At 61.8% G+C, this 18716-nt stretch carries 21 protein-coding genes; 10 read left to right on the top strand and 11 right to left on the bottom strand.

Features of this window, described 5'->3' with window-relative positions:
• Positions 1-21: 21 nt before the first annotated feature.
• The 5 genes from BLO97_RS07175 to ntrC all read left to right on the top strand — a co-directional run bounded on the left by BLO97_RS07175 (position 22) and on the right by ntrC (position 4685).
• Positions 22-585 carry a chorismate mutase gene (locus tag BLO97_RS07175; protein ID WP_092146466.1) on the top strand — a complete coding sequence of 188 codons (564 nt, stop codon included), beginning with the start codon at positions 22-24 and terminating at the stop codon, positions 583-585.
• 188 nt (positions 586-773) lie between these two features.
• A complete protein-coding gene (locus BLO97_RS07170) occupies positions 774-1292 on the top strand; it encodes a DUF4124 domain-containing protein (RefSeq protein WP_092345430.1) in 519 nt (172 codons plus the stop codon).
• The gene (locus BLO97_RS07165) at positions 1289-1912 is read left to right on the top strand and encodes a DUF4124 domain-containing protein (protein ID WP_063323355.1); all 624 of its coding nucleotides are present in this window, start codon (positions 1289-1291) and stop codon (positions 1910-1912) included. Before BLO97_RS07170 ends, BLO97_RS07165 begins: the two co-directional genes overlap by 4 nt.
• Before the next feature lie 254 nt (positions 1913-2166).
• Positions 2167-3252, top strand: coding sequence for a nitrogen regulation protein NR(II) (gene glnL / locus BLO97_RS07160; protein WP_053117539.1), 1086 nt, complete (start codon positions 2167-2169; stop codon positions 3250-3252).
• Positions 3249-4685, top strand: coding sequence for a nitrogen regulation protein NR(I) (ntrC, locus tag BLO97_RS07155; protein ID WP_013692071.1), 1437 nt, complete (start codon positions 3249-3251; stop codon positions 4683-4685). Before glnL ends, ntrC begins: the two co-directional genes overlap by 4 nt.
• 494 nt (positions 4686-5179) lie before the next feature.
• Here ntrC and BLO97_RS07150 read toward each other — a convergent pair whose 3' ends face one another.
• Positions 5180-5620: a hypothetical protein gene (locus BLO97_RS07150; RefSeq protein ID WP_086936680.1), complete on the bottom strand. Its 441-nt coding sequence runs from the start codon at positions 5618-5620 to the stop codon at positions 5180-5182.
• Between BLO97_RS07150 and BLO97_RS07145 the strand changes: the two genes are divergently transcribed.
• The gene (locus BLO97_RS07145; protein WP_092345428.1) at positions 5619-6074 is read left to right on the top strand and encodes a tRNA (cytidine(34)-2'-O)-methyltransferase; all 456 of its coding nucleotides are present in this window, start codon (positions 5619-5621) and stop codon (positions 6072-6074) included. The genes BLO97_RS07150 and BLO97_RS07145 overlap by 2 nt on opposite strands.
• Before the next feature lie 118 nt (positions 6075-6192).
• Here the strand turns inward: BLO97_RS07145 and secB are convergent, their stop codons facing one another.
• Genes secB through BLO97_RS07130 form a run of 3 tightly spaced genes read right to left on the bottom strand, consistent with a single transcriptional unit; the run spans position 6193 to position 7384 of the window.
• On the bottom strand, positions 6193-6675 hold the full coding sequence (secB, locus tag BLO97_RS07140; protein ID WP_063323358.1) for a protein-export chaperone SecB: 483 nt from the start codon (positions 6673-6675) through the stop codon (positions 6193-6195).
• Between the two features lie 39 nt (positions 6676-6714).
• Positions 6715-6969 carry a glutaredoxin 3 gene (gene grxC, locus BLO97_RS07135; RefSeq protein ID WP_063323359.1) on the bottom strand — a complete coding sequence of 85 codons (255 nt, stop codon included), beginning with the start codon at positions 6967-6969 and terminating at the stop codon, positions 6715-6717.
• A 1-nt stretch (position 6970) separates the two neighbouring features.
• Positions 6971-7384: a rhodanese-like domain-containing protein gene (locus BLO97_RS07130; RefSeq protein ID WP_092146476.1), complete on the bottom strand. Its 414-nt coding sequence runs from the start codon at positions 7382-7384 to the stop codon at positions 6971-6973.
• Positions 7385-7536: 152 nt separating this feature from the next.
• Here BLO97_RS07130 and gpmI point away from each other — a divergent pair, with 152 nt between their 5' ends.
• From gpmI to BLO97_RS07110, 4 genes are all read left to right on the top strand, one after another.
• Positions 7537-9066, top strand: a complete 1530-nt coding sequence (gene gpmI, locus BLO97_RS07125; protein ID WP_092345426.1) for a 2,3-bisphosphoglycerate-independent phosphoglycerate mutase — start codon at positions 7537-7539, stop codon at positions 9064-9066.
• 333 nt (positions 9067-9399) lie between these two features.
• On the top strand, positions 9400-10692 hold the full coding sequence (locus tag BLO97_RS07120) for a murein hydrolase activator EnvC family protein (protein WP_092345424.1): 1293 nt from the start codon (positions 9400-9402) through the stop codon (positions 10690-10692).
• Between the two features lie 32 nt (positions 10693-10724).
• Positions 10725-12041: a S41 family peptidase gene (locus BLO97_RS07115; protein ID WP_063323363.1), complete on the top strand. Its 1317-nt coding sequence runs from the start codon at positions 10725-10727 to the stop codon at positions 12039-12041.
• A gap of 1 nt (position 12042) precedes the next feature.
• Entirely contained in the window at positions 12043-12822 is a 780-nt protein-coding gene (locus tag BLO97_RS07110; protein WP_092146482.1) for a divergent polysaccharide deacetylase family protein, read from the top strand.
• A gap of 78 nt (positions 12823-12900) precedes the next feature.
• Here the strand turns inward: BLO97_RS07110 and BLO97_RS07105 are convergent, their stop codons facing one another.
• From BLO97_RS07105 to BLO97_RS07075, 7 genes are all read right to left on the bottom strand, one after another.
• A complete protein-coding gene (locus BLO97_RS07105; RefSeq protein WP_092345422.1) occupies positions 12901-13647 on the bottom strand; it encodes a substrate-binding periplasmic protein in 747 nt (248 codons plus the stop codon).
• Positions 13648-13710: 63 nt separating this feature from the next.
• Entirely contained in the window at positions 13711-14481 is a 771-nt protein-coding gene (hisF, locus tag BLO97_RS07100) for an imidazole glycerol phosphate synthase subunit HisF (RefSeq protein ID WP_003196830.1), read from the bottom strand.
• A gap of 9 nt (positions 14482-14490) precedes the next feature.
• A complete protein-coding gene (gene hisA, locus BLO97_RS07095; RefSeq protein ID WP_063323366.1) occupies positions 14491-15228 on the bottom strand; it encodes a 1-(5-phosphoribosyl)-5-[(5-phosphoribosylamino)methylideneamino]imidazole-4-carboxamide isomerase in 738 nt (245 codons plus the stop codon).
• Positions 15229-15270: 42 nt separating this feature from the next.
• Complete coding sequence (locus tag BLO97_RS07090) at positions 15271-15525, bottom strand: DUF2164 domain-containing protein (protein WP_003186749.1); 255 nt, start codon at positions 15523-15525, stop codon at positions 15271-15273.
• Positions 15525-16163: an imidazole glycerol phosphate synthase subunit HisH gene (hisH, locus tag BLO97_RS07085; RefSeq protein WP_018606318.1), complete on the bottom strand. Its 639-nt coding sequence runs from the start codon at positions 16161-16163 to the stop codon at positions 15525-15527. Before hisH ends, BLO97_RS07090 begins: the two co-directional genes overlap by 1 nt.
• A complete protein-coding gene (hisB, locus tag BLO97_RS07080) occupies positions 16163-16756 on the bottom strand; it encodes an imidazoleglycerol-phosphate dehydratase HisB (RefSeq protein WP_003186751.1) in 594 nt (197 codons plus the stop codon). The genes hisH and hisB overlap by 1 nt, the downstream gene beginning before the upstream one ends.
• 281 nt (positions 16757-17037) lie before the next feature.
• The gene (locus BLO97_RS07075; RefSeq protein WP_092146486.1) at positions 17038-18699 is read right to left on the bottom strand and encodes an OFA family MFS transporter; all 1662 of its coding nucleotides are present in this window, start codon (positions 18697-18699) and stop codon (positions 17038-17040) included.
• Positions 18700-18716: the final 17 nt, after the last annotated feature.

Genomic DNA, 18716 nt, shown 5'->3' with positions numbered 1-18716 from the left:
CCATAGAAGACGAGACTGCCCATGACTTTGCGCTTCAAGCTCTGCCTTGCCCTGTCTGCCGCACTGCTGGCCTCCACCGCCGAAGCCGCCTCGGCTCGCGCCCCCGAGGCCCTTACCCCGTTGCTTAACGCCATTGGCGAACGCCTGGCCCTTGGCGATCAAGTGGCGTTGAGCAAATGGGACAGCCATAAACCGGTAGAAGACCGTCAGCGCGAGCGTGAAGTCATTGCCGCCGCCGTTGCCCAGGCACCGGCCTACAAGCTGAGTGGCGAAACCGTGGAAGCGTTTTTCGCCGCCCAGATAGAAGCCAACAAAATGGTGCAGTACATCAACCTGTCCGACTGGGCCCTGGAAGGCAAGGCCCCGGACCTCCCACGCCCGGACCTGGTGGGAGAGATCCGCCCACAACTCGATCGCCTGCAAAAACGTCTGCTGCAACAACTGGCCGACTTCGCCCCCTACCGCACAGACCCGCAGTGCCCGCAATGGCTGGCCCGAGCCACCCACCACAACAAGCAGCACCCGGTGCACCGCCTCGCCCTGATCCGAGCGACCGGTGAGCTGTGCATCTCCCCAAAAGCCTAAGACAGCCCTCCTCCCCCTGTGGGAGCGAGCCTGCTCGCGATGAAGCCTGCACATTCAACATCTCAGCGTCTGACACACTGCTTTCGCGAGCAAGCCCGCTCCCCCAGGGTTTGGGTGCAACAACTTGGGCCAACCATCCGCCCTGGCCTATGCTGCACCCATCACTTTTCGTTTTCGGTCGATTTTCCATGGGTCGTGGTTTTTCAATCATCCTGTTGTGGCTGCTGGCACTGCCCGCCGCCGCGCAGATCTACAAGTACACCGACGCCGACGGCAACACCGCCTACAGCAACCAGCCGCCCCAAGGCGTGCCGGCCCAGGCGGTGGAGTTGCCGCCGCTCAACAGCATCGAACGCCAATCCCCGGCCAGCCTGAAAACACCGCCAGCCCCCGCCAACAGCGACGAGCCGCGCAATGCCTACGAGATACTGGAACTGACGGACATCCCCACCGACGAGGCCCTGCGCGCCAACAATGGCACCTTCACCGTTGGCGTCCGGGCGCAACCACGCCTGCAGAGCCCGCATCTGTTCCGGCTGTTGCTGGACGGCCAACCCTACGGCCAGGCGTCCAACGTGCCGCGCCTGCAATTGGTGAATATCGATCGGGGCGAGCACAGCCTGGCGGTTCAAGTCATCGACGGGGACAATCTCGTGCAACAGAGTGAAACCGTGACGTTCACCGTGCAGCGGGTGCACCAGCCGTGATCCGCTGGCTGATCGCCCTAGGCCTTTCGCTGGCCGCGCTGCCGGGCATGGCACAGGTCTATACCTACATCGACGCCCAGGGCAATCGCGTCTTCACCGATCAACCGCGCCCCGGCAATGCGAAGAAGGTACAGCTGCCCCCCGCCAACCGCCTGCCAACGCCGCCCGCCAGCACAAACCCTCCGCCCGCGGCAGAAGTCCCGTCCAAGCCACTGTTCCATTACGAAATGCTCCGGCTGCTGATCCCGGAGCCGGACGCGACGATACGCAGCACCGCAGGCGAACTGATCGTCAGCGTCACCAGCGAACCCGGCCTGAAAAAAGGCCACCGCTATCGCTTGTTGCTCGACGGCCAGCCAACAGGCGCGCCGGGGCCAAGCCCGGTGTTTGCCTTGAGCAACATCGATCGAGGCACCCATCAACTGGCGGTAGAAATCCTCGATGAGCAGGACCGCATCGTCGAACGCACCGCCAACCAGCCCTTCCATATGCAACGCATGTCCCTGGCGCAAAAGCGCCGCATCAAACCCTGCGCCACGGCCGATTACGGTCAACGCCCCGAGTGCCCCCTCGCCGAAAAGCCTGAAGAGGAAAAAAGCAGCATCTTGCCGTTCTTCTGATGCCGTTCAGGTTGGCGCACTATATTGGTGCAAACACTTGCACGCTACTCAGTTTCCAAACCCATTTTGGTTCGAAAGTACCCGAAAAAGCTGGCAGAACGCCACGCAACTGGGCGAAAAACACCCTTTTGAGGCTCTAAACGCTTCTTTTCGGAGCCTTGGTTTGGTTTTTGCATTTTCCTTTGTAACAGCGCATTAATCGCGCGCGCAATTTGGGACCGGTCCCGAGTTGCTACGCTCCAAAAGAGGTCCTGATGACCATTAGCGACGCATTACACCGCTTGCTGCTCGACAACCTCACCACCGCGACCATCCTGCTCGACGCCGAACTGCGCCTCGAGTACATGAACCCGGCGGCCGAGATGCTCCTGGCCGTCAGTGGCCAGCGCAGCCACGGGCAGTTCATCAGCGAGTTGTTCACCGAGTCCGCCGAAGCGCTCAACTCCTTGCGCCAGGCGGTGGAACAGGCCCATCCGTTCACCAAGCGCGAAGCGATGCTCACCGCGCTGACCGGCCAGACCCTGACCGTGGACTACGCGGTGACGCCGATCCTGAACAACGGCGCCACCCTGCTCTTGCTGGAAGTCCACCCGCGTGATCGCTTGCTGCGTATCACCAAGGAAGAAGCACAATTGTCCAAGCAGGAAACCAGCAAGATGCTGGTGCGCGGCCTGGCCCACGAGATCAAGAACCCCCTCGGCGGGATTCGTGGCGCGGCGCAGTTGCTCGCCCGCGAACTGCCGGAAGAAAGCCTCAAGGACTACACCAACGTCATCATCGAAGAAGCCGACCGCCTGCGGAACCTGGTGGACCGCATGCTCGGCTCGAACAAGCTGCCATCGCTGGCGATGTGCAACGTCCATGAGGTGCTGGAGCGGGTCAGCAGCCTGGTGGAAGCCGAAAGCCAGGGCTGCATCACCTTGGTGCGCGACTATGACCCGAGCATTCCCGACGTCTTGATCGACCGCGAGCAAATGATCCAGGCAGTGCTGAACATCGTGCGCAATGCGATGCAGGCCATCAGCAGCCAGAACGAGCTGCGCCTGGGCCGCATCAGCCTGCGTACCCGGGCCATGCGCCAGTTCACCATCGGTCATGTGCGCCATCGCCTGGTGACCAAGATCGAAATCATCGACAACGGCCCGGGCATCCCTGCCGAGCTGCAGGAAACCATCTTTTTTCCCATGGTCAGCGGCCGTCCGGACGGTACCGGGCTGGGCCTGGCCATTACCCAGAACATCATCAGTCAGCATCAGGGCTTGATCGAGTGTGAAAGCCACCCCGGCCACACCACCTTCTCGATCTTCCTGCCACTGGAACAAGGAGCCACATCGACATGAGCCGTAGTGAAACCGTGTGGATCGTCGATGACGACCGTTCTATCCGTTGGGTCCTGGAAAAAGCCTTGCAACAGGAAGGCATGACCACCCAGAGCTTCGACAGCGCCGATGGGGTGATGAGCCGCCTGGCGCGTCAGCAACCGGACGTCATCATCTCCGACATCCGCATGCCTGGCGCCAGCGGCCTGGACCTGCTGGCGCGGATTCGCGAACAGCATCCACGGCTGCCGGTGATCATCATGACCGCCCATTCCGACCTGGACAGCGCCGTGGCGTCCTACCAGGGCGGCGCTTTCGAATACCTGCCCAAGCCATTCGACGTCGATGAAGCCGTGTCGCTGGTCAAACGCGCCAATCAACATGCCCAGGAACAACAGGGCATGGAAGAGGTGCCGGCCCTGGCCCGCACACCGGAAATCATCGGTGAAGCGCCGGCGATGCAGGAAGTGTTTCGCGCCATCGGGCGCCTGAGCCACTCCAACATCACCGTGCTGATCAACGGCGAGTCGGGCACCGGTAAAGAACTGGTGGCCCACGCCTTGCACCGTCACAGTCCACGAGCGGCATCGCCGTTCATCGCGCTGAACATGGCGGCGATTCCCAAGGACCTGATGGAGTCCGAGCTGTTCGGCCACGAAAAAGGTGCGTTCACCGGCGCGGCCAACCTGCGGCGCGGGCGCTTCGAGCAAGCTGACGGCGGCACGTTGTTCCTCGATGAAATCGGCGACATGCCGGCAGACACCCAGACCCGCTTGCTGCGCGTACTGGCCGATGGCGAGTTCTATCGGGTGGGCGGGCATACGCCGGTCAAGGTGGACGTGCGCATCATCGCCGCGACCCACCAGAACCTGGAAACCCTGGTTCACGCCGGCAAGTTCCGTGAGGACTTGTTCCACCGCCTGAACGTGATCCGCATTCATATCCCGCGCCTGGCGGATCGTCGCGAAGACATCCCGACCCTGGCCAGGCACTTCCTCAGCCGCGCGGCCCAGGAATTGGCGGTCGAGCCAAAGCTGCTCAAGAGCGAAACCGAGGAATACCTCAAGAACTTGCCGTGGCCGGGCAACGTGCGTCAGTTGGAGAACACCTGCCGCTGGATCACGGTGATGGCTTCGGGTCGCGAAGTGCACATCAGCGACCTGCCGCCAGAGCTGTTGAGCCTGCCGCAGGATTCGGCTCCAGTGACCAACTGGGAGCAAGCCCTGCGCCAGTGGGCCGACCAGGCCCTGTCCCGTGGCCAGTCGAGCCTGCTGGACAGCGCGGTGCCGAGTTTCGAGCGGATCATGATCGAGACCGCCCTCAAGCACACCGCTGGCCGCCGCCGCGACGCCGCGGTGCTGCTGGGTTGGGGCCGCAATACCTTGACCCGCAAGATCAAGGAATTGGGGATGAAGGTCGATGGCGGGGATGATGATGACGGGGATGAGGGCTGAAAGGCCTTAGTTCTTCGCTGATCTGTAGGGCCAATCGCGAGCAAGCTCGCTCCCATAGGGGAAACGCAATTCCTGTGGGAGCGAGCTTGCTCGCGATGCTTTTAAAGGCTTCATGCACCGCATCAATGCACTGCGAACCGCAATGGCACATGCACCACCGGCCAAAACCAATCGGCCCAGCTCGAAAAAAAACCGCACAAACAAGACAAAAGCCCCGGAATACGGGGCTTCTCGACTCAGCAGCAGTTTTTTTGTGACAAGCCATTTAAAACTGGCACGCCCCCTGCAATAGCTCAATCACTACCCAGTTTCGGGGACCTTGGTACAGGCAGGCCGGGGATTCCCCATTTTATACCGGGCTCATCGAGCCCACTGTTTTGGGGGCCTTGATACAGGCAGGTCAAGGTTTCCCTTCTTTACACCAGGGCTGGACCTTCGCGGTAAGCCCTCCCGTTTTGGGGACCTTGGTACAGGCAGGCCGGGGATTCCCTCTTTTATTGCTCCTGGAGACGGACCTCCAGCCGCCAGCGGTCATCGACCTCGCTGCCGGTCCACGCCCCGCGCAATGGACGCGCCGCCACCAACGTCAGCAACAACCCCTTGTCACTCAACCGCACCCGCCAGTTCACGTCCTTGCCGTTGAGCTTTAACTGGCCGTTCTGCGATCGCCCTTCTGCTTCGAACAACAGCGCCACCGAGCCGTCGATGACTTCCCCGTGCAGCTTGGGTTCAGTGTTGAACCAAGCCACCACCCCACCGTCTATCACCTCGACCTGCTGCAGCACGCTCGGTTCAGGCGTGGTCAGGCGTCCGATCATCAATCCGACCATCATGCCGAAGATCGCCAACGAACCCATCACCCGAGGCATTAGCTTCGAACGTCGGTCGGTTTGCAGCGTAGAATGCCGCTCATCTTCATCTGCGGAGCCGTGCATGTTTCACGTCATCCTTTTTCAACCGGAAATTCCGCCGAATACCGGCAATGTCATCAGGCTGTGCGCCAACAGCGGCTGCCACCTGCATTTGATCGAACCGCTGGGCTTCGAGATGGACGACAAGCGCCTGCGCCGTGCCGGCCTCGACTACCAAGAGTATGCCACCTTGCAGCGCCATGCAGACCTCGCCAGTTGCCTGGAAAGCCTCGGGCATCCGCGCCTGTTCGCCTTTACCACCAAGGGTTCGCGGCCGTTCCATGACGCCCGCTTCGTCGCTGGCGATGCATTCCTGTTCGGCCCGGAAAGCCGTGGCCTGCCGGCCGAGGTGCTGGACGCCTTGCCCGCCGACCAGCGCTTGCGCCTGCCAATGCGCGAAGGCTGTCGCAGCCTGAACCTGTCCAATACCGTGGCAGTGGCGGTTTATGAGGCGTGGCGGCAGAACGGCTTTCAATAACACCTGATAACAAATGTGGGAGCGGGCTTGCTCGCGAATAGGGAGAGTCAGTTGACATCAATGTCGCCTGACACACCGCTTTCGCGGGCAAGCCCGCTCCCACAGGGTTTGCGTCGAATTACTGAACGGTCGCGCCGCCTTCTTGCTGCATGCGCTGCAATTCTTGCGCGTACAGGGCATCGAAGTTCACCGGAGCCAGCATCAGGGCCGGGAACGAACCGCGGGTCACCAGGCTGTCCAGGGTTTCGCGGGCGTAGGGGAACAGGATGTTCGGGCAGAACGCACCCAGGGTATGGCTCATCGAAGCCGCATCCAGGTTCTTGATCAGGAAGATCCCGGCCTGCTGCACTTCGGCGATGAACGCCACTTCTTCACCGTTCTTCACGGTCACCGACAGGGTCAGCACCACTTCATGGAAGTCGTCTTCCAGGGCCTTCTGGCGGGTGTTCAGGTCCAGGCCGACGCTCGGCTCCCACTGCTGGCGAAAGATCGCCGGGCTTTTCGGGGCCTCGAAGGACAGGTCACGGACATAAATGCGCTGCAAGGAGAATTGCGGTGCGGCTTCTTCTTCGCTGGCAGCTGTGTTCTGTTGGTCAGTCATCGCAGATCCTTCTTACTTTCAGGTTCTTGAGTGGGAAATTCAGGCCTTGAGCATCGCGTCGAGCTTGCCGGCGCGCTCCAGGGCGAACAGATCATCGCAGCCGCCCACGTGGGTGCTGCCGATCCAGATCTGCGGCACGGAGGTGCGTCCGGCCTTTTGGGTCATTTCGGCGCGCAGTTGCGGCTTGCCGTCGACCTTGATCTCTTCGAAAGCCACGCCTTTGTTCTGGAGCAGGTACTTGGCTCGAGAGCAATAGGGGCAGTAATCGCTGGAATAGACAACGACGTGGGCCATCTCACTTCACCAGGGGCAGGTTGTCGGCTTTCCAGCTCGTAACGCCACCGGAGAGCTTGGCGGCGGTGAAACCGGATTTCATCAACTCGCGGGCAAGGGTACCGGCGTGCTGGCCTTGGGCATCCACTAGGATCAGCGTCTTGGCCTTGTGCTTTTCCAGTTCGCCGATGCGCGCGATCAGTTTGTCCTGGGGAATGTTCAACGCCCCGACAATGTGACCGGCGGCGTAATCCTTGCTCGGGCGGATGTCCACCACCACACCGGCATCCTTGTTGACCAGCGCCGTCAGCTCGCCGGTGCTCAGGCTACGACCGCCACCCTGCATCGTATGGGCGACCAGCAACGCCAGCAGTACGACGAAGATACCGACGAGAATGTAGTGGTTAGTGGCAAATTCAATCAGGTGAGCAACCATCGAAGGAGGTTCCAGGGCGTTAAAATGTCGGCCAGTATACACAGCACGCAAGGCCGGCCAAACCCCGCCCGGCGGTGACGCCGTCGGAACTTACCTTTAAACTGCCCGTCCCTTTTCCATCGTCTTCTTTTAACCCGCCACGAGTGGATTCCATGACTACCACGCCTAAACCTTTGGTCCTGATGATTCTCGACGGCTTCGGTCACAGTGACAGCCACGAATCCAATGCCGTGTATTCGGCCAACAAGCCCGTGCTGGACCGCCTGTGGGCCACCGTGCCCAACGGCCTGATTTCCGGCAGCGGCATGGACGTCGGCCTGCCGGACGGGCAGATGGGCAACTCCGAAGTCGGCCACATGAACCTCGGCGCAGGCCGCGTGGTGTATCAGGACTTCACCCGTGTGACCAAATCGATCCGCGACGGTGAGTTCTTCGAAAACCCGACCATCTGCGCCACCGTGGATAAAGCCGTGGCCGCCGGCAAGGCCGTGCACTTCATGGGCCTGCTGTCCGACGGTGGCGTGCACAGCCATCAGGACCACCTGATCGCCATGGCCGAACTGGCCTTCAAGCGCGGCGCCGAGCAGATCTACCTGCACGCGTTCCTCGATGGCCGCGACACCCCGCCGAAAAGCGCCACCTCGTCGATCGAACTGCTGGACGCCACCTTCCAGGCCCTCGGCAAGGGGCGCATCGCCAGCCTCATTGGCCGCTATTACGCCATGGACCGTGACAACCGTTGGGACCGTGTGTCCCAGGCCTACAACCTGATCGTCGACGGCAGCGCCGAATTCAACGCCGCCACCGCCCAGGAAGGCCTGCAGGCCGCCTACGAGCGCGGCGAAAGCGACGAGTTCGTCAAGGCCACCACCATTGGCGAACCGGTCAAGGTCGAGGACGGCGATGCCGTGGTGTTCATGAACTTCCGCGCCGACCGTGCTCGCGAACTGACCCGCGTGTTTGTCGAAGACGATTTCAAGGAATTCGAACGCGCCCGCCAGCCGAAACTGGCCGGTTTCGTCATGCTGACCCAATACGCCGCCAGCATCCCCGCACCATCGGCCTTCGCCGCCGGCAGCCTGGAAAACGTGCTGGGTGACTACCTGGCGAAAAACGGCAAGACCCAACTGCGCATCGCCGAGACCGAAAAGTACGCCCACGTGACGTTCTTTTTCTCCGGCGGCCGCGAAGAACCCTTCCCGGGCGAAGAACGCATCCTGATCCCCTCGCCGAAAGTCGCCACCTACGACCTGCAACCGGAGATGAGCGCGCCGGAAGTGACCGACCGCATCGTCGAGGCCATTGAAAACCAGCGTTACGACGTGATCGTGGTCAACTACGCCAACGGCGACATGGTCGGCCACAGCGGCGTGTTCGAGGCGGCGGTCAAGGCCGTGGAATGCCTGGACACCTGCGTTGGCCGCATCGTCGAAGCCCTGGAAAAGGTCGGCGGCGAAGCATTGATCACGGCTGACCACGGCAACGTCGAGCAGATGTCCGACGAATCCACCGGCCAGGCCCACACCGCTCACACCACCGAGCCGGTGCCGTTCATTTATGTCGGCAAGCGTGACTTCAAGGTCCGCGAGGGCGGCGTGCTGGCTGATGTGGCGCCAACCATGCTGATGTTGCTGGGCATGGAAAAGCCGGCGGAGATGACCGGGACTTCGATTCTGGTTTGATTCAACACAACCCCCTTGTGGGGCTTGGTGCTCCTCACTTAAGGAAGTAGATGAACCTGTGGCGAGGGGATTTATCCCCGCTGGGGCGCGAAGCGCCCCCAAAACCCGAGCATGCGGTGTGTCAGATGGGTTGGGAGGGACTGCTTCGCAGTCCAACGGGGATAAATCCCCTCGCCACAATGAATCGGGCAATCCTTAAGTAAGCATTGCGCCCCCACAGAGGGGTTTGCAGTGTTTTTCAGGCCAGTTATCACACAGCCCCAAATGGGCGTTTTTTTTGCAGCGTGGGGCGGGCATACTAGGCCGTCCCTTTCCCTGGTGTCGCCCGCCTCTATGCTTCGCGTCCTGATAGCCCTCGCTCTGACTTGCCTGCTCCAACCGGCCTTTGCCGACGAGCGCGCGCAAACCCAACAACAGTTGGAAGCCACGCGCCAGGACATTGCCGAGCTGAAAAAACTGCTGGGCAAGTTGCAGGAAGAGAAATCCAGCGTGCAGAAAGACCTGCGCGGCACCGAAACCGAGATGGGCAATCTGGAGAAACAGGTCGACGCGCTGCAAAAAGAGCTGAAGAAAAGCGAATCCGAGCTGCAACGACTCGATGGAGAGAAAAAAAAACTCCAGAGCGCGCGCACTGAACAGCAAAAGCTGATCGCCATCCAGGCCCGGGCCGCCTACCAGAACGGTCGCCAGGAATACCTCAAGCTGCTGCTCAACCAGCAGAATCCCGAGAAGTTCGCCCGCACCCTCACCTATTACGATTACCTGAGCCAGGCCCGCCTGGAACAACTCAAGAACTTCAACGAAACCCTGCGCCAACTGGCCAATGTCGAAAAAGACATCGAATTGCAGCAAGCCCAGTTGTTGGTGCAGAAAAGCAGCCTCGACACCCAGCGCGAAGAACTCGAGAAAGTTCGCAAGGAACGCCAGGTGGCCCTGGCCAAGCTCAATGAAGACGTGAAAGCCCGCGACAGCAAGCTCAAGGCCCGCGAGCAGGACCAGGCCGAGCTGGCAAACGTGTTGAAAACTATCGAGCAAACCCTGGCCCGCCAGGCCCGAGAGGCAGAAGAAGCGCGCCAGAAAGCGCTGATCGCCCAGCAGGAAGCCGAAAAAAAGCGTTTGCGTGAAGCCCAGGCCGACGCAGACGCCGGCGACGCACCGCGCAAACCGGCAAAATCCAGCCCCGGCGCACTGGTTTCCAGTGACGGCGAAACCTTTGGCGGCGCTTTTGCTTCAGCCCGAGGCAAACTTCCATGGCCGGTCAATGGTCGATTACTAGCGCGCTTCGGTGAAACCCGTGGCGACGACACCCGCACCAAGTGGGACGGCGTGATGATCAGCGCCTCCGCTGGCAGCCAGGTGCATGCGGTTCATGGCGGGCGCGTGGTATTCGCCGACTGGCTACGCGGCGCCGGCCTGTTGGTGATCCTGGATCACGGCAACGGTTATTTGAGCCTGTACGGCCACAACCAGACGCTGCTCAAGTCGGCGGGGGATGTGGTCAAGGCCGGTGAGTCCATCTCCACGGTCGGCAACAGTGGCGGGCAGGATACGCCAGCACTGTATTTCGCTATTCGTCAGCAGGGTCGCCCCAGTGACCCGGCCCAATGGTGTCGTGCGCAAGGATAAGCGCGCCCATCCTATTAAGGAGTTCGTTCGACATGCTGCATTTGTCCCGCCTTACCTCGCTGGCCCTGACGATCGCCCTGGTGATCGGCGCGCCCCTGGCTTTCGCCGCCGAACCGGCCCCGTCGGCACCCGCCGCCACAGCCGCGACTACCAAGGCCCCGCTGCCGCTGGACGAACTGCGCACCTTTGCCGAGGTCATGGACCGGATCAAGGCCGCCTACGTGGAACCTGTGGATGACAAGATGCTGTTGGAGAACGCCATCAAAGGCATGCTCAGCAACCTTGACCCGCACTCGGCCTACCTGGGGCCGGACGACTTTGCCGAACTGCAGGAAAGCACCAGCGGCGAATTCGGCGGCCTGGGCATCGAGGTCGGCAGCGAAGACGGCTTCGTCAAGGTGGTCTCGCCAATCGACGACACGCCCGCTTCCAAGGCCGGCATCCAGGCCGGCGACTTCATCGTCAAGATCAATGGCCAGCCGACGCGCGGCCAGAGCATGACCGAAGCCGTGGACAAGATGCGCGGCAAGATCGGCCAGAAGATCACCCTGACCCTGGTGCGCGACGGCGGTACGCCATTCGACGTGACCCTGACCCGTGCGGTCATCCAGGTCAAAAGCGTGAAGAGCCAGCTGCTGGAGTCGGGCTACGGCTACATCCGCATCACCCAGTTCCAGGTCAAGACCGGCGAAGAAGTCGCCAAGGCCCTGGCCAAGATGCGCAAGGACAACGGCAAGAAGCTCAACGGCCTGGTCCTGGACCTGCGCAACAACCCCGGCGGCGTGCTGCAATCGGCGGTGGAAGTGGTGGACCACTTCATCACCAAGGGCCTTATCGTCTACACCAAGGGCCGCATCGCCAATTCCGAGCTGCGCTTCTCGGCCACCGGCAACGACCTGAGCGAAGCCGTGCCACTGGTGGTGCTGATCAACGGCGGCAGCGCCTCGGCCTCGGAAATCGTCGCCGGCGCCCTGCAGGATCAGAAGCGTGGCGTGGTCATGGGCACCACCAGTTTCGGCAAAGGCTCGGTACAGACCGTATTGCCGCTGAACAACGACCGCGCCCTGAAGATCACCACCGCGCTGTACTTCACGCCCAACGGTCGCTCGATCCAGGCCCAGGGCATCGTCCCGGACATCGAGGTGCGCAAGGCCAAGATCACCAACGAGCAGGACAGCGAATACTTCAAGGAAGCCGACCTGCAAGGCCACCTGGGCAATGGCAACGGCGGCGCCGACAAACCGACCGGTTCCGGTGGCAAGGCCAAGCCAATGCCGCAGGATGACGACTATCAGTTGGCCCAGGCCTTGAGCCTGCTCAAAGGGTTGAACATCACGTCCGGCCGCTGAGATGGGCCTGCGCTTCACCTTCGTCCTGCTGTGCCTGCTAGCGGGAGCCGTTAACGCGGCGCCCGCCACGCCTTCTTCGCCGCACAAGGCCTACCTGAGCCTGATCATCGACGACCTGGGGCAAAACCTGCCCCGGGATCGCCGGGTACTGGCCCTCCCCGGCCCGGTCACCACCGCGATCATGCCTGACACGCCCCACGCCGCCGAATTCGCCCGCGAAGCCCATCGCGCCGGCAAACTGGTCATGCTGCACATGCCCATGGACCCGGCCACCGGGCCGTTCGCCTGGCATCCGGAGCTGCCCATCGAAGAACTGGGCAAGCGCCTCGACGCCGCGTTCGCTGCCGTGCCTTATACCAGCGGGATCAACAATCACATGGGCAGCCGCATGACTGCCCAGCCCCAGGCCATGGCGTGGCTGATGGCGAACTTGCAGCAGCGACACAAGTTTTTCGTCGACAGCCGCACCAGCGCCCAGACAGTCGCCGCCGCCGAGGCCCAGAAGATCGGCCTCGCCAGTGTCTCGCGGGACGTGTTCCTGGACGACGAGCGCACCGAAGCGGCCATTGCCCGCCAGCTCCAGACCGCCATCGATTTGGCCCGCCGGCAAGGCTCGGCCGTAATGATCGGGCACCCCTACCCACAGACCCTGGCAGTGCTCGAACGCGAACTACCCAAGCTCAAGGCCCAGGGCATCGAGTGGATCGACATCAAGTCGATGATCAGCCTGCGCAGCAATCGGGCGATGGTCGGGCATGGGAAGGATGGGGTTTATCGGTAGCGGCTGGGCTCTATCTCAAACCGCGTCGCCTTCATCGCGAGCAGGCTCGCGATGGCGGCAATGCGGCGGGTACAGCCCTTAGAGATACCGCGCCATGATCGCGTCCACTTCACCTTCCTTGCGCAATTCATCCAGGGCCTTTTGAAGCCGGGCAACCACATCGTCAGGCACGTCCTTGTTCAAGGCCAGGTACAACTCGGCACTGTTGAAGCGCAGCACGGTCTTGAGATCGGTCACCCCTTCCTGACGCGCCAGATAACGCCCGGCAGGATCTCCTGTGGCCCACAGATCGATCTGGCCGTTGACCAGTTTCCGGGCGTTGTCCTGATCGCGCAACACGACCATCGGCTTCAGTCCCTGCTTGGCCAGCGTCTCGGCAATCGCGTCGCCCTTGTAGGCACCGATCTTGTACTGACGCGCCTGCTCCAACGAGTCGAGAGCGATCTTGCTGTCGGCCTTGGCGAGCATGATCCAGTCGTCCGGACCGATGGGGCCGACCCATTTGAAAAGCTTTTCACGCTCCGGCAACCGCGCCATGACAAACACACCGTAACCCGGATTTTCCAGGGCAAGTTTGTAGATGCGCTCCCAAGGGAAACGTAGCGTCAGACTGTAGGAGATATCGGCACGTTTGAATATTTCACGGACGACGTCCACGGCAATGCCATGGATGTTCTCGTCCTGGGCGAAGTTCTTGCCGTTCTTGGCCATGTTGTACGGTGGGAAGTTTTCCGTCAGCAACACCAGCGATGTATCAGCGGCGCGGACGGTACCTGCGAGCAACAGCGTGGCACCGGCAAAGGCAAGAACGAGGCGTTTGGGCATGTCGGGCTACCGCAATCCATGGTGTGCCCAAGAGTGCCTTGGGCCCGCCATGGTGTCCAGCGATCAGCGAATGCAGATACCGCGATGCGCCATGTAGGCCTTGGCTTCCGGCACGGTGTACTCGCCAAAGTGGAAAATGCTCGCCGCCAGCACCGCGCTGGCATGGCCCTCCAGGATGCCGTCGGCCAGGTGTTGCAGGTTGCCGACACCGCCGGAGGCGATGACCGGAATGCCCAGGGCATCGCTGATGGCGCGGGTGACGCCCAGGTCGAAGCCGTTTTTCATGCCGTCCTGGTCCATGCTGGTCAGCAGGATTTCACCGGCGCCCAGGCCTTCCATCTTCTTCGCCCACTCCACGGCATCGAGGCCCGTGGGCTTGCGGCCGCCGTGGGTGAAGATTTCCCAGCGCGGGGTTTCGCCCGGGCCGGAGACCTTCTTCGCGTCGATGGCGACGACGATGCATTGCGAGCCGAAGTGCTGGGCCGCTTCGCCGACGAATTCCGGGTTGAACACCGCCGCGGTGTTGATCGACACCTTGTCGGCACCGGCATTGAGCAGGTTGCGGATGTCCTGCACGGTGCGCACGCCACCGCCCACGGTCAGCGGGATGAACACCTGGCTGGCCATGCGCTCGACGGTATGGAGCGTGGTATCGCGGCCATCGACGCTGGCTGTGATGTCGAGGAAGGTGATCTCGTCCGCACCCTGTTCGTCGTAGCGACGGGCGATTTCCACCGGGTCGCCGGCATCACGGATGTTCTCGAACTTGACGCCCTTGACCACCCGGCCGTTGTCCACGTCCAGGCAAGGGATGATGCGTTTGGCCAGCGCCATGATGAGTCCTCAGCCTTTGTAGGAATCGCAGAAGGCCTGGGCCTCGGCGACGTCCAGGGTGCCTTCGTAGATCGCGCGACCGGTGATCGCACCTATGATGCCCGGCGCCTTGGCGTCGAGCAGTGCCTTGATGTCACCCAGGTTGTGGATGCCACCGGAGGCGATCACCGGAATCCTGGTGGCGGCAGCCAGAGCGGCGGTGAACGGGACATTGCAGCCCTGCATCATGCCGTCTTTGGCGATGTCGGTGTAGACAATGGCAGACACGCCATCGGCCTCGAAACGCTTGGCCAGGTCGATCACCTGCACGGTGCTGACTTCAGCCCAGCCGTCGGTGGCGACGAAACCGTCTTTTGCGTCGAGGCCAACGATAACCTTGCCCGGGAAGGCGCGGCAGGCTTCGGCGACGAACTCAGGCTCCTTCACCGCCTTGGTGCCGATGATCACGTAGCTCACGCCGGCCTTGACGTAGTGCTCGATGGTTTCCAGCGAGCGAATGCCACCGCCGATCTGGATCGGCAGGTTCGGATAACGCTTGGCGATGGCCGTGACCACTTCACCGTTGACCGGCTGCCCTTCGAAGGCGCCATTGAGGTCGACCAGATGCAGGCGACGGCAGCCGCCCTCCACCCACTTGGCGGCCATGCTCACCGGGTCATCGGAAAACACCGTGGAGTCTTCCATGCGGCCCTGACGCAGACGTACGCAAGCGCCGTCCTTGAGATCGATAGCGGGGATAATCAGCATCTGGCAAACCTTCAAATACGAATATTCAGCTTGGCTCGAAAATCAATTTTTCTCGAGCGCCCACAAGTCGCTTTCAATGCTTTCGAACCTTTCTTTAAGGTGCGTCTGCACATCGAAAATCGCCCTGTTGTAATAGTGCGGAGCAATTTCGCGGGTAAACAGGTCAAGAATTTCCGCCGCTTCGAACGAGCCCAGGTCCAGCTCGAAACGCTCCTCCATGAACCGCTGGATCTTGCGGTTCGCCTCGCTCTCCTGCTCGGGCGTGAGGGTGAGGATCGGCGGTTTCTTGCGGGCCATTACCAGCGCCCGTCCCACGCTGCGAAGTTCTGCAACAGTTGCAGGCCATGGGTATGGCTCTTCTCGGGGTGGAACTGCACGGCGAAGCGCGAGCCATCGGCCAGGGCTGCGGCGAAATCGACGCCATAGTGACCGCTGCCCACCACCTGCCGCGCATTACCGGCGGCGATATAGTAGCTATGCACGAAGTAGAAGCGCGCCAGGTCCGGGATGTTGTGCCACAACGGGTGATCCACCGTCTGTTTCACTTCGTTCCAGCCCATGTGCGGGACTTTCAGGTGCTCGCCGTCTTCATGCAGGCCCTTGCCGAAAAACTTCACCTGGCCTGGAAACATGGAGATGCAATCGACGCCGTCGTTCTCTTCGCTGCGCTCGAGCAAGGCTTGCATGCCCACGCAGATGCCAAGGAACGGACGGTCCTGGCTGACTTCGTGCACCAGCTTGTCGAAGCCCAGGCGACGAATCTCGGCCATGCAATCGCGAATCGCACCGACGCCTGGAAACACCACCCGGTCAGCTTCGCGAATCACGTCGGCATCGCTGGTGATCAGCACCTTGCCGGCACCCACGTGCTCGAGGGCCTTGGCCACCGAGTGCAGGTTGCCCATGCCGTAGTCGATAACCGCGACCGTCTGCATTACAGGACGCCCTTGGTGGAAGGCATCTGGCCGGCCATGCGGTCATCGAGCTCCACAGCCATGCGCAGGGCGCGGCCGAAAGCCTTGAACACGGTTTCGATCTGGTGGTGGGTGTTGTGCCCGCGCAGGTTGTCGATGTGCAAGGTCACGTTGGCGTGGTTGACGAAGCCCTGGAAGAATTCCTGGAACAGGTCGACGTCGAAGCCGCCGACGGTGGCACGGGTGTACGGCACATGCATCTGCAGGCCCGGACGGCCAGAGAAGTCGATGACCACACGCGACAGCGCCTCATCGAGCGGCACGTAGGCATGGCCGTAGCGACGGATGCCCTTCTTGTCGCCGATGGCTTTGGTAAAGGCCTGGCCCAAGGTGATACCGACGTCTTCCACCGTGTGGTGGTCGTCGATATGCAGGTCGCCCTTGCTGACGATGTCCAGGTCGATCAGCCCGTGACGGGCGATCTGGTCCAGCATGTGCTCAAGAAAAGGCACGCCGATATCAAACCGGGCCTTTCCGGTGCCATCCAGGTTGATCGAGGCTTTGATCTGGGTTTCCAGAGTGTCGCGCTCGACAGACGCCTTACGTTCGGCCATCACCAGCTCCGCAAAATCATTGGGCGAAAAAGGCAGCCATTATAGGGGCGCGAGCGGCAAACAGAAACACGGGAGGTGATATCCCTGACGGGTTGTCTCCCGCGCTGTCGGCGATAGACATGTCCATACAAGTCTTTGCCATCACCCAAAACGACTGTGGGAGCGAACTTGCTCGCGATGGCGGTGGGTCAGCAGACAATGATGTCGACTGACACGCCCCCATCGCGAGCAGGCTCGCTCCCACAAGGGTTGCCCTGAGCCGATGACACAGGGCAACGGTCTTAGCGGAACAACACCGCTGTCTTCTGCAGGGTCACCCACACACCCCACGCCAACGGAATGCCCACCACCAGCCAGGCGGCGATCGCCAGGGGCTTGGTGCCCGGCGCGGCTTTCCATTCCAGCGAAGTGCTGCTGTCGGCGCCCTTGTCATGGCCCAGCGCCTGTTCGGCGGCCAGTTCGGCGTCGGTCATGAAGTACTTGTCGGCGACCGGGCGGACCAGCAGGTTGCACAGGAAGCCCAGCACCAGCAGGCCGGCGAGGATATACAAGGTGATGTCATAGGCTGCGGCACGTTCGACGCCGATGCTCAGCTGATATTCACGCAGGTAGTTCACCAGGACCGGACCCAGCACGCCTGCCGCCGCCCAGGCGGTCAACAGCCGACCGTGGATCGCGCCGACCATTTGCGTACCGAACAGGTCCGCCAGGTACGCCGGCACAGTGGCGAAACCGCCGCCGTACATCGACAGGATGATGCAGAACGCCGCCACGAACAGCGCGACGCTGCCCAGGTGACCCAGGTTCGGGATCAGCGCGTACAGGGCAAAGCCCAGGGCGAAGAACACGAAATAGGTGTTTTTGCGACCCAGGTAATCCGAGAAGGATGCCCAGAAGAACCGGCCGCCGATGTTGAACAAGCTCAACAGACCGGTGAAGCCGGCCGCGATGGCCGCGATCTGGCCCAGTTGCGTAGCGTCCAGTTGGCCAAACGGCAGGTCGTTGCCGAGCAACTTGCCACCGAACACTTCCTGCAACAGAGGCGAAGCCATGCCGAGGATGCCGATACCGGCGGATACATTCAGGCACAGCACCAGCCATACCAGACGGAACTGCGGGGTTTTCCAGGCCACGTTCACGTGAACGTGGCGATGGGTGATCATCGCGTTCGCGGCTTTCTTCGGTGCCGGGGTCCAGCCTTCAGGCTTCCAACCGGTTGGCGGGACGCGGTACGACAAGGCGCCACCGATCATGAACACAAAGTAGATCGCGGCCATGACCAGGAAGCTCTGCCATACGCCCACGCCGGTTGGCGAAGCGAAATGGCTCATCAGCGCGGCGGCCAGCGGAGCACCGACCATCGCACCGCCGCCAAAGCCCATGATCGCCATGCCAGTGGCCATGCCGCGCTTGTCCGGGAACCACTTGATCAGGGTCGACACTGGGGAGATATAGCCCAGACCCAGGCCGATACCGCCGATCACACCGGAACCGACCCACATCAGCCAGATCTGGTGGGTATAGATACCCAGCGCGGAAATCAGCAGGCCACCGCACCAGCACAAGGCCGATACAACGCCGGCCTTGCGTGGCCCGGCGTGTTCCAGCCAGCCGCCCCAGATGGCTGCCGAGCAACCCAGGAAGATGAAGAACAGGGTGTAGATCCAACCGAGCATCGAGATCGGCCAGTCACATTGGGACGAAAAGACTTGCGAGATGAAGCTCATATCCGGTGCACAGGCCACAGGCTTGGTGATACCCAAGGCTTTGGACAGTGGCAGCCAGAACACCGAGAAGCCGTAGGCCATGCCGATGCAGAGGTGAATAGCCAGTGCGGCCGGTGGAACCAACCACCGGTTGAAACCGGGCTTGGCGATGATGCGCTCTTTGGAGAGGAACGCTGGCTGGTCGGCGATGCCGCCAGCCGTGATGCTCGTGCTCATTGTGTATCCCCCAGTTA

Origin of the sequence: Pseudomonas sp. NFACC05-1, from assembly GCF_900100135.1 — a bacterium.
Classification (GTDB): domain Bacteria; phylum Pseudomonadota; class Gammaproteobacteria; order Pseudomonadales; family Pseudomonadaceae; genus Aquipseudomonas; species Aquipseudomonas fluorescens_Q.
This window is presented reverse-complemented; position numbering and strand designations above follow the sequence as displayed.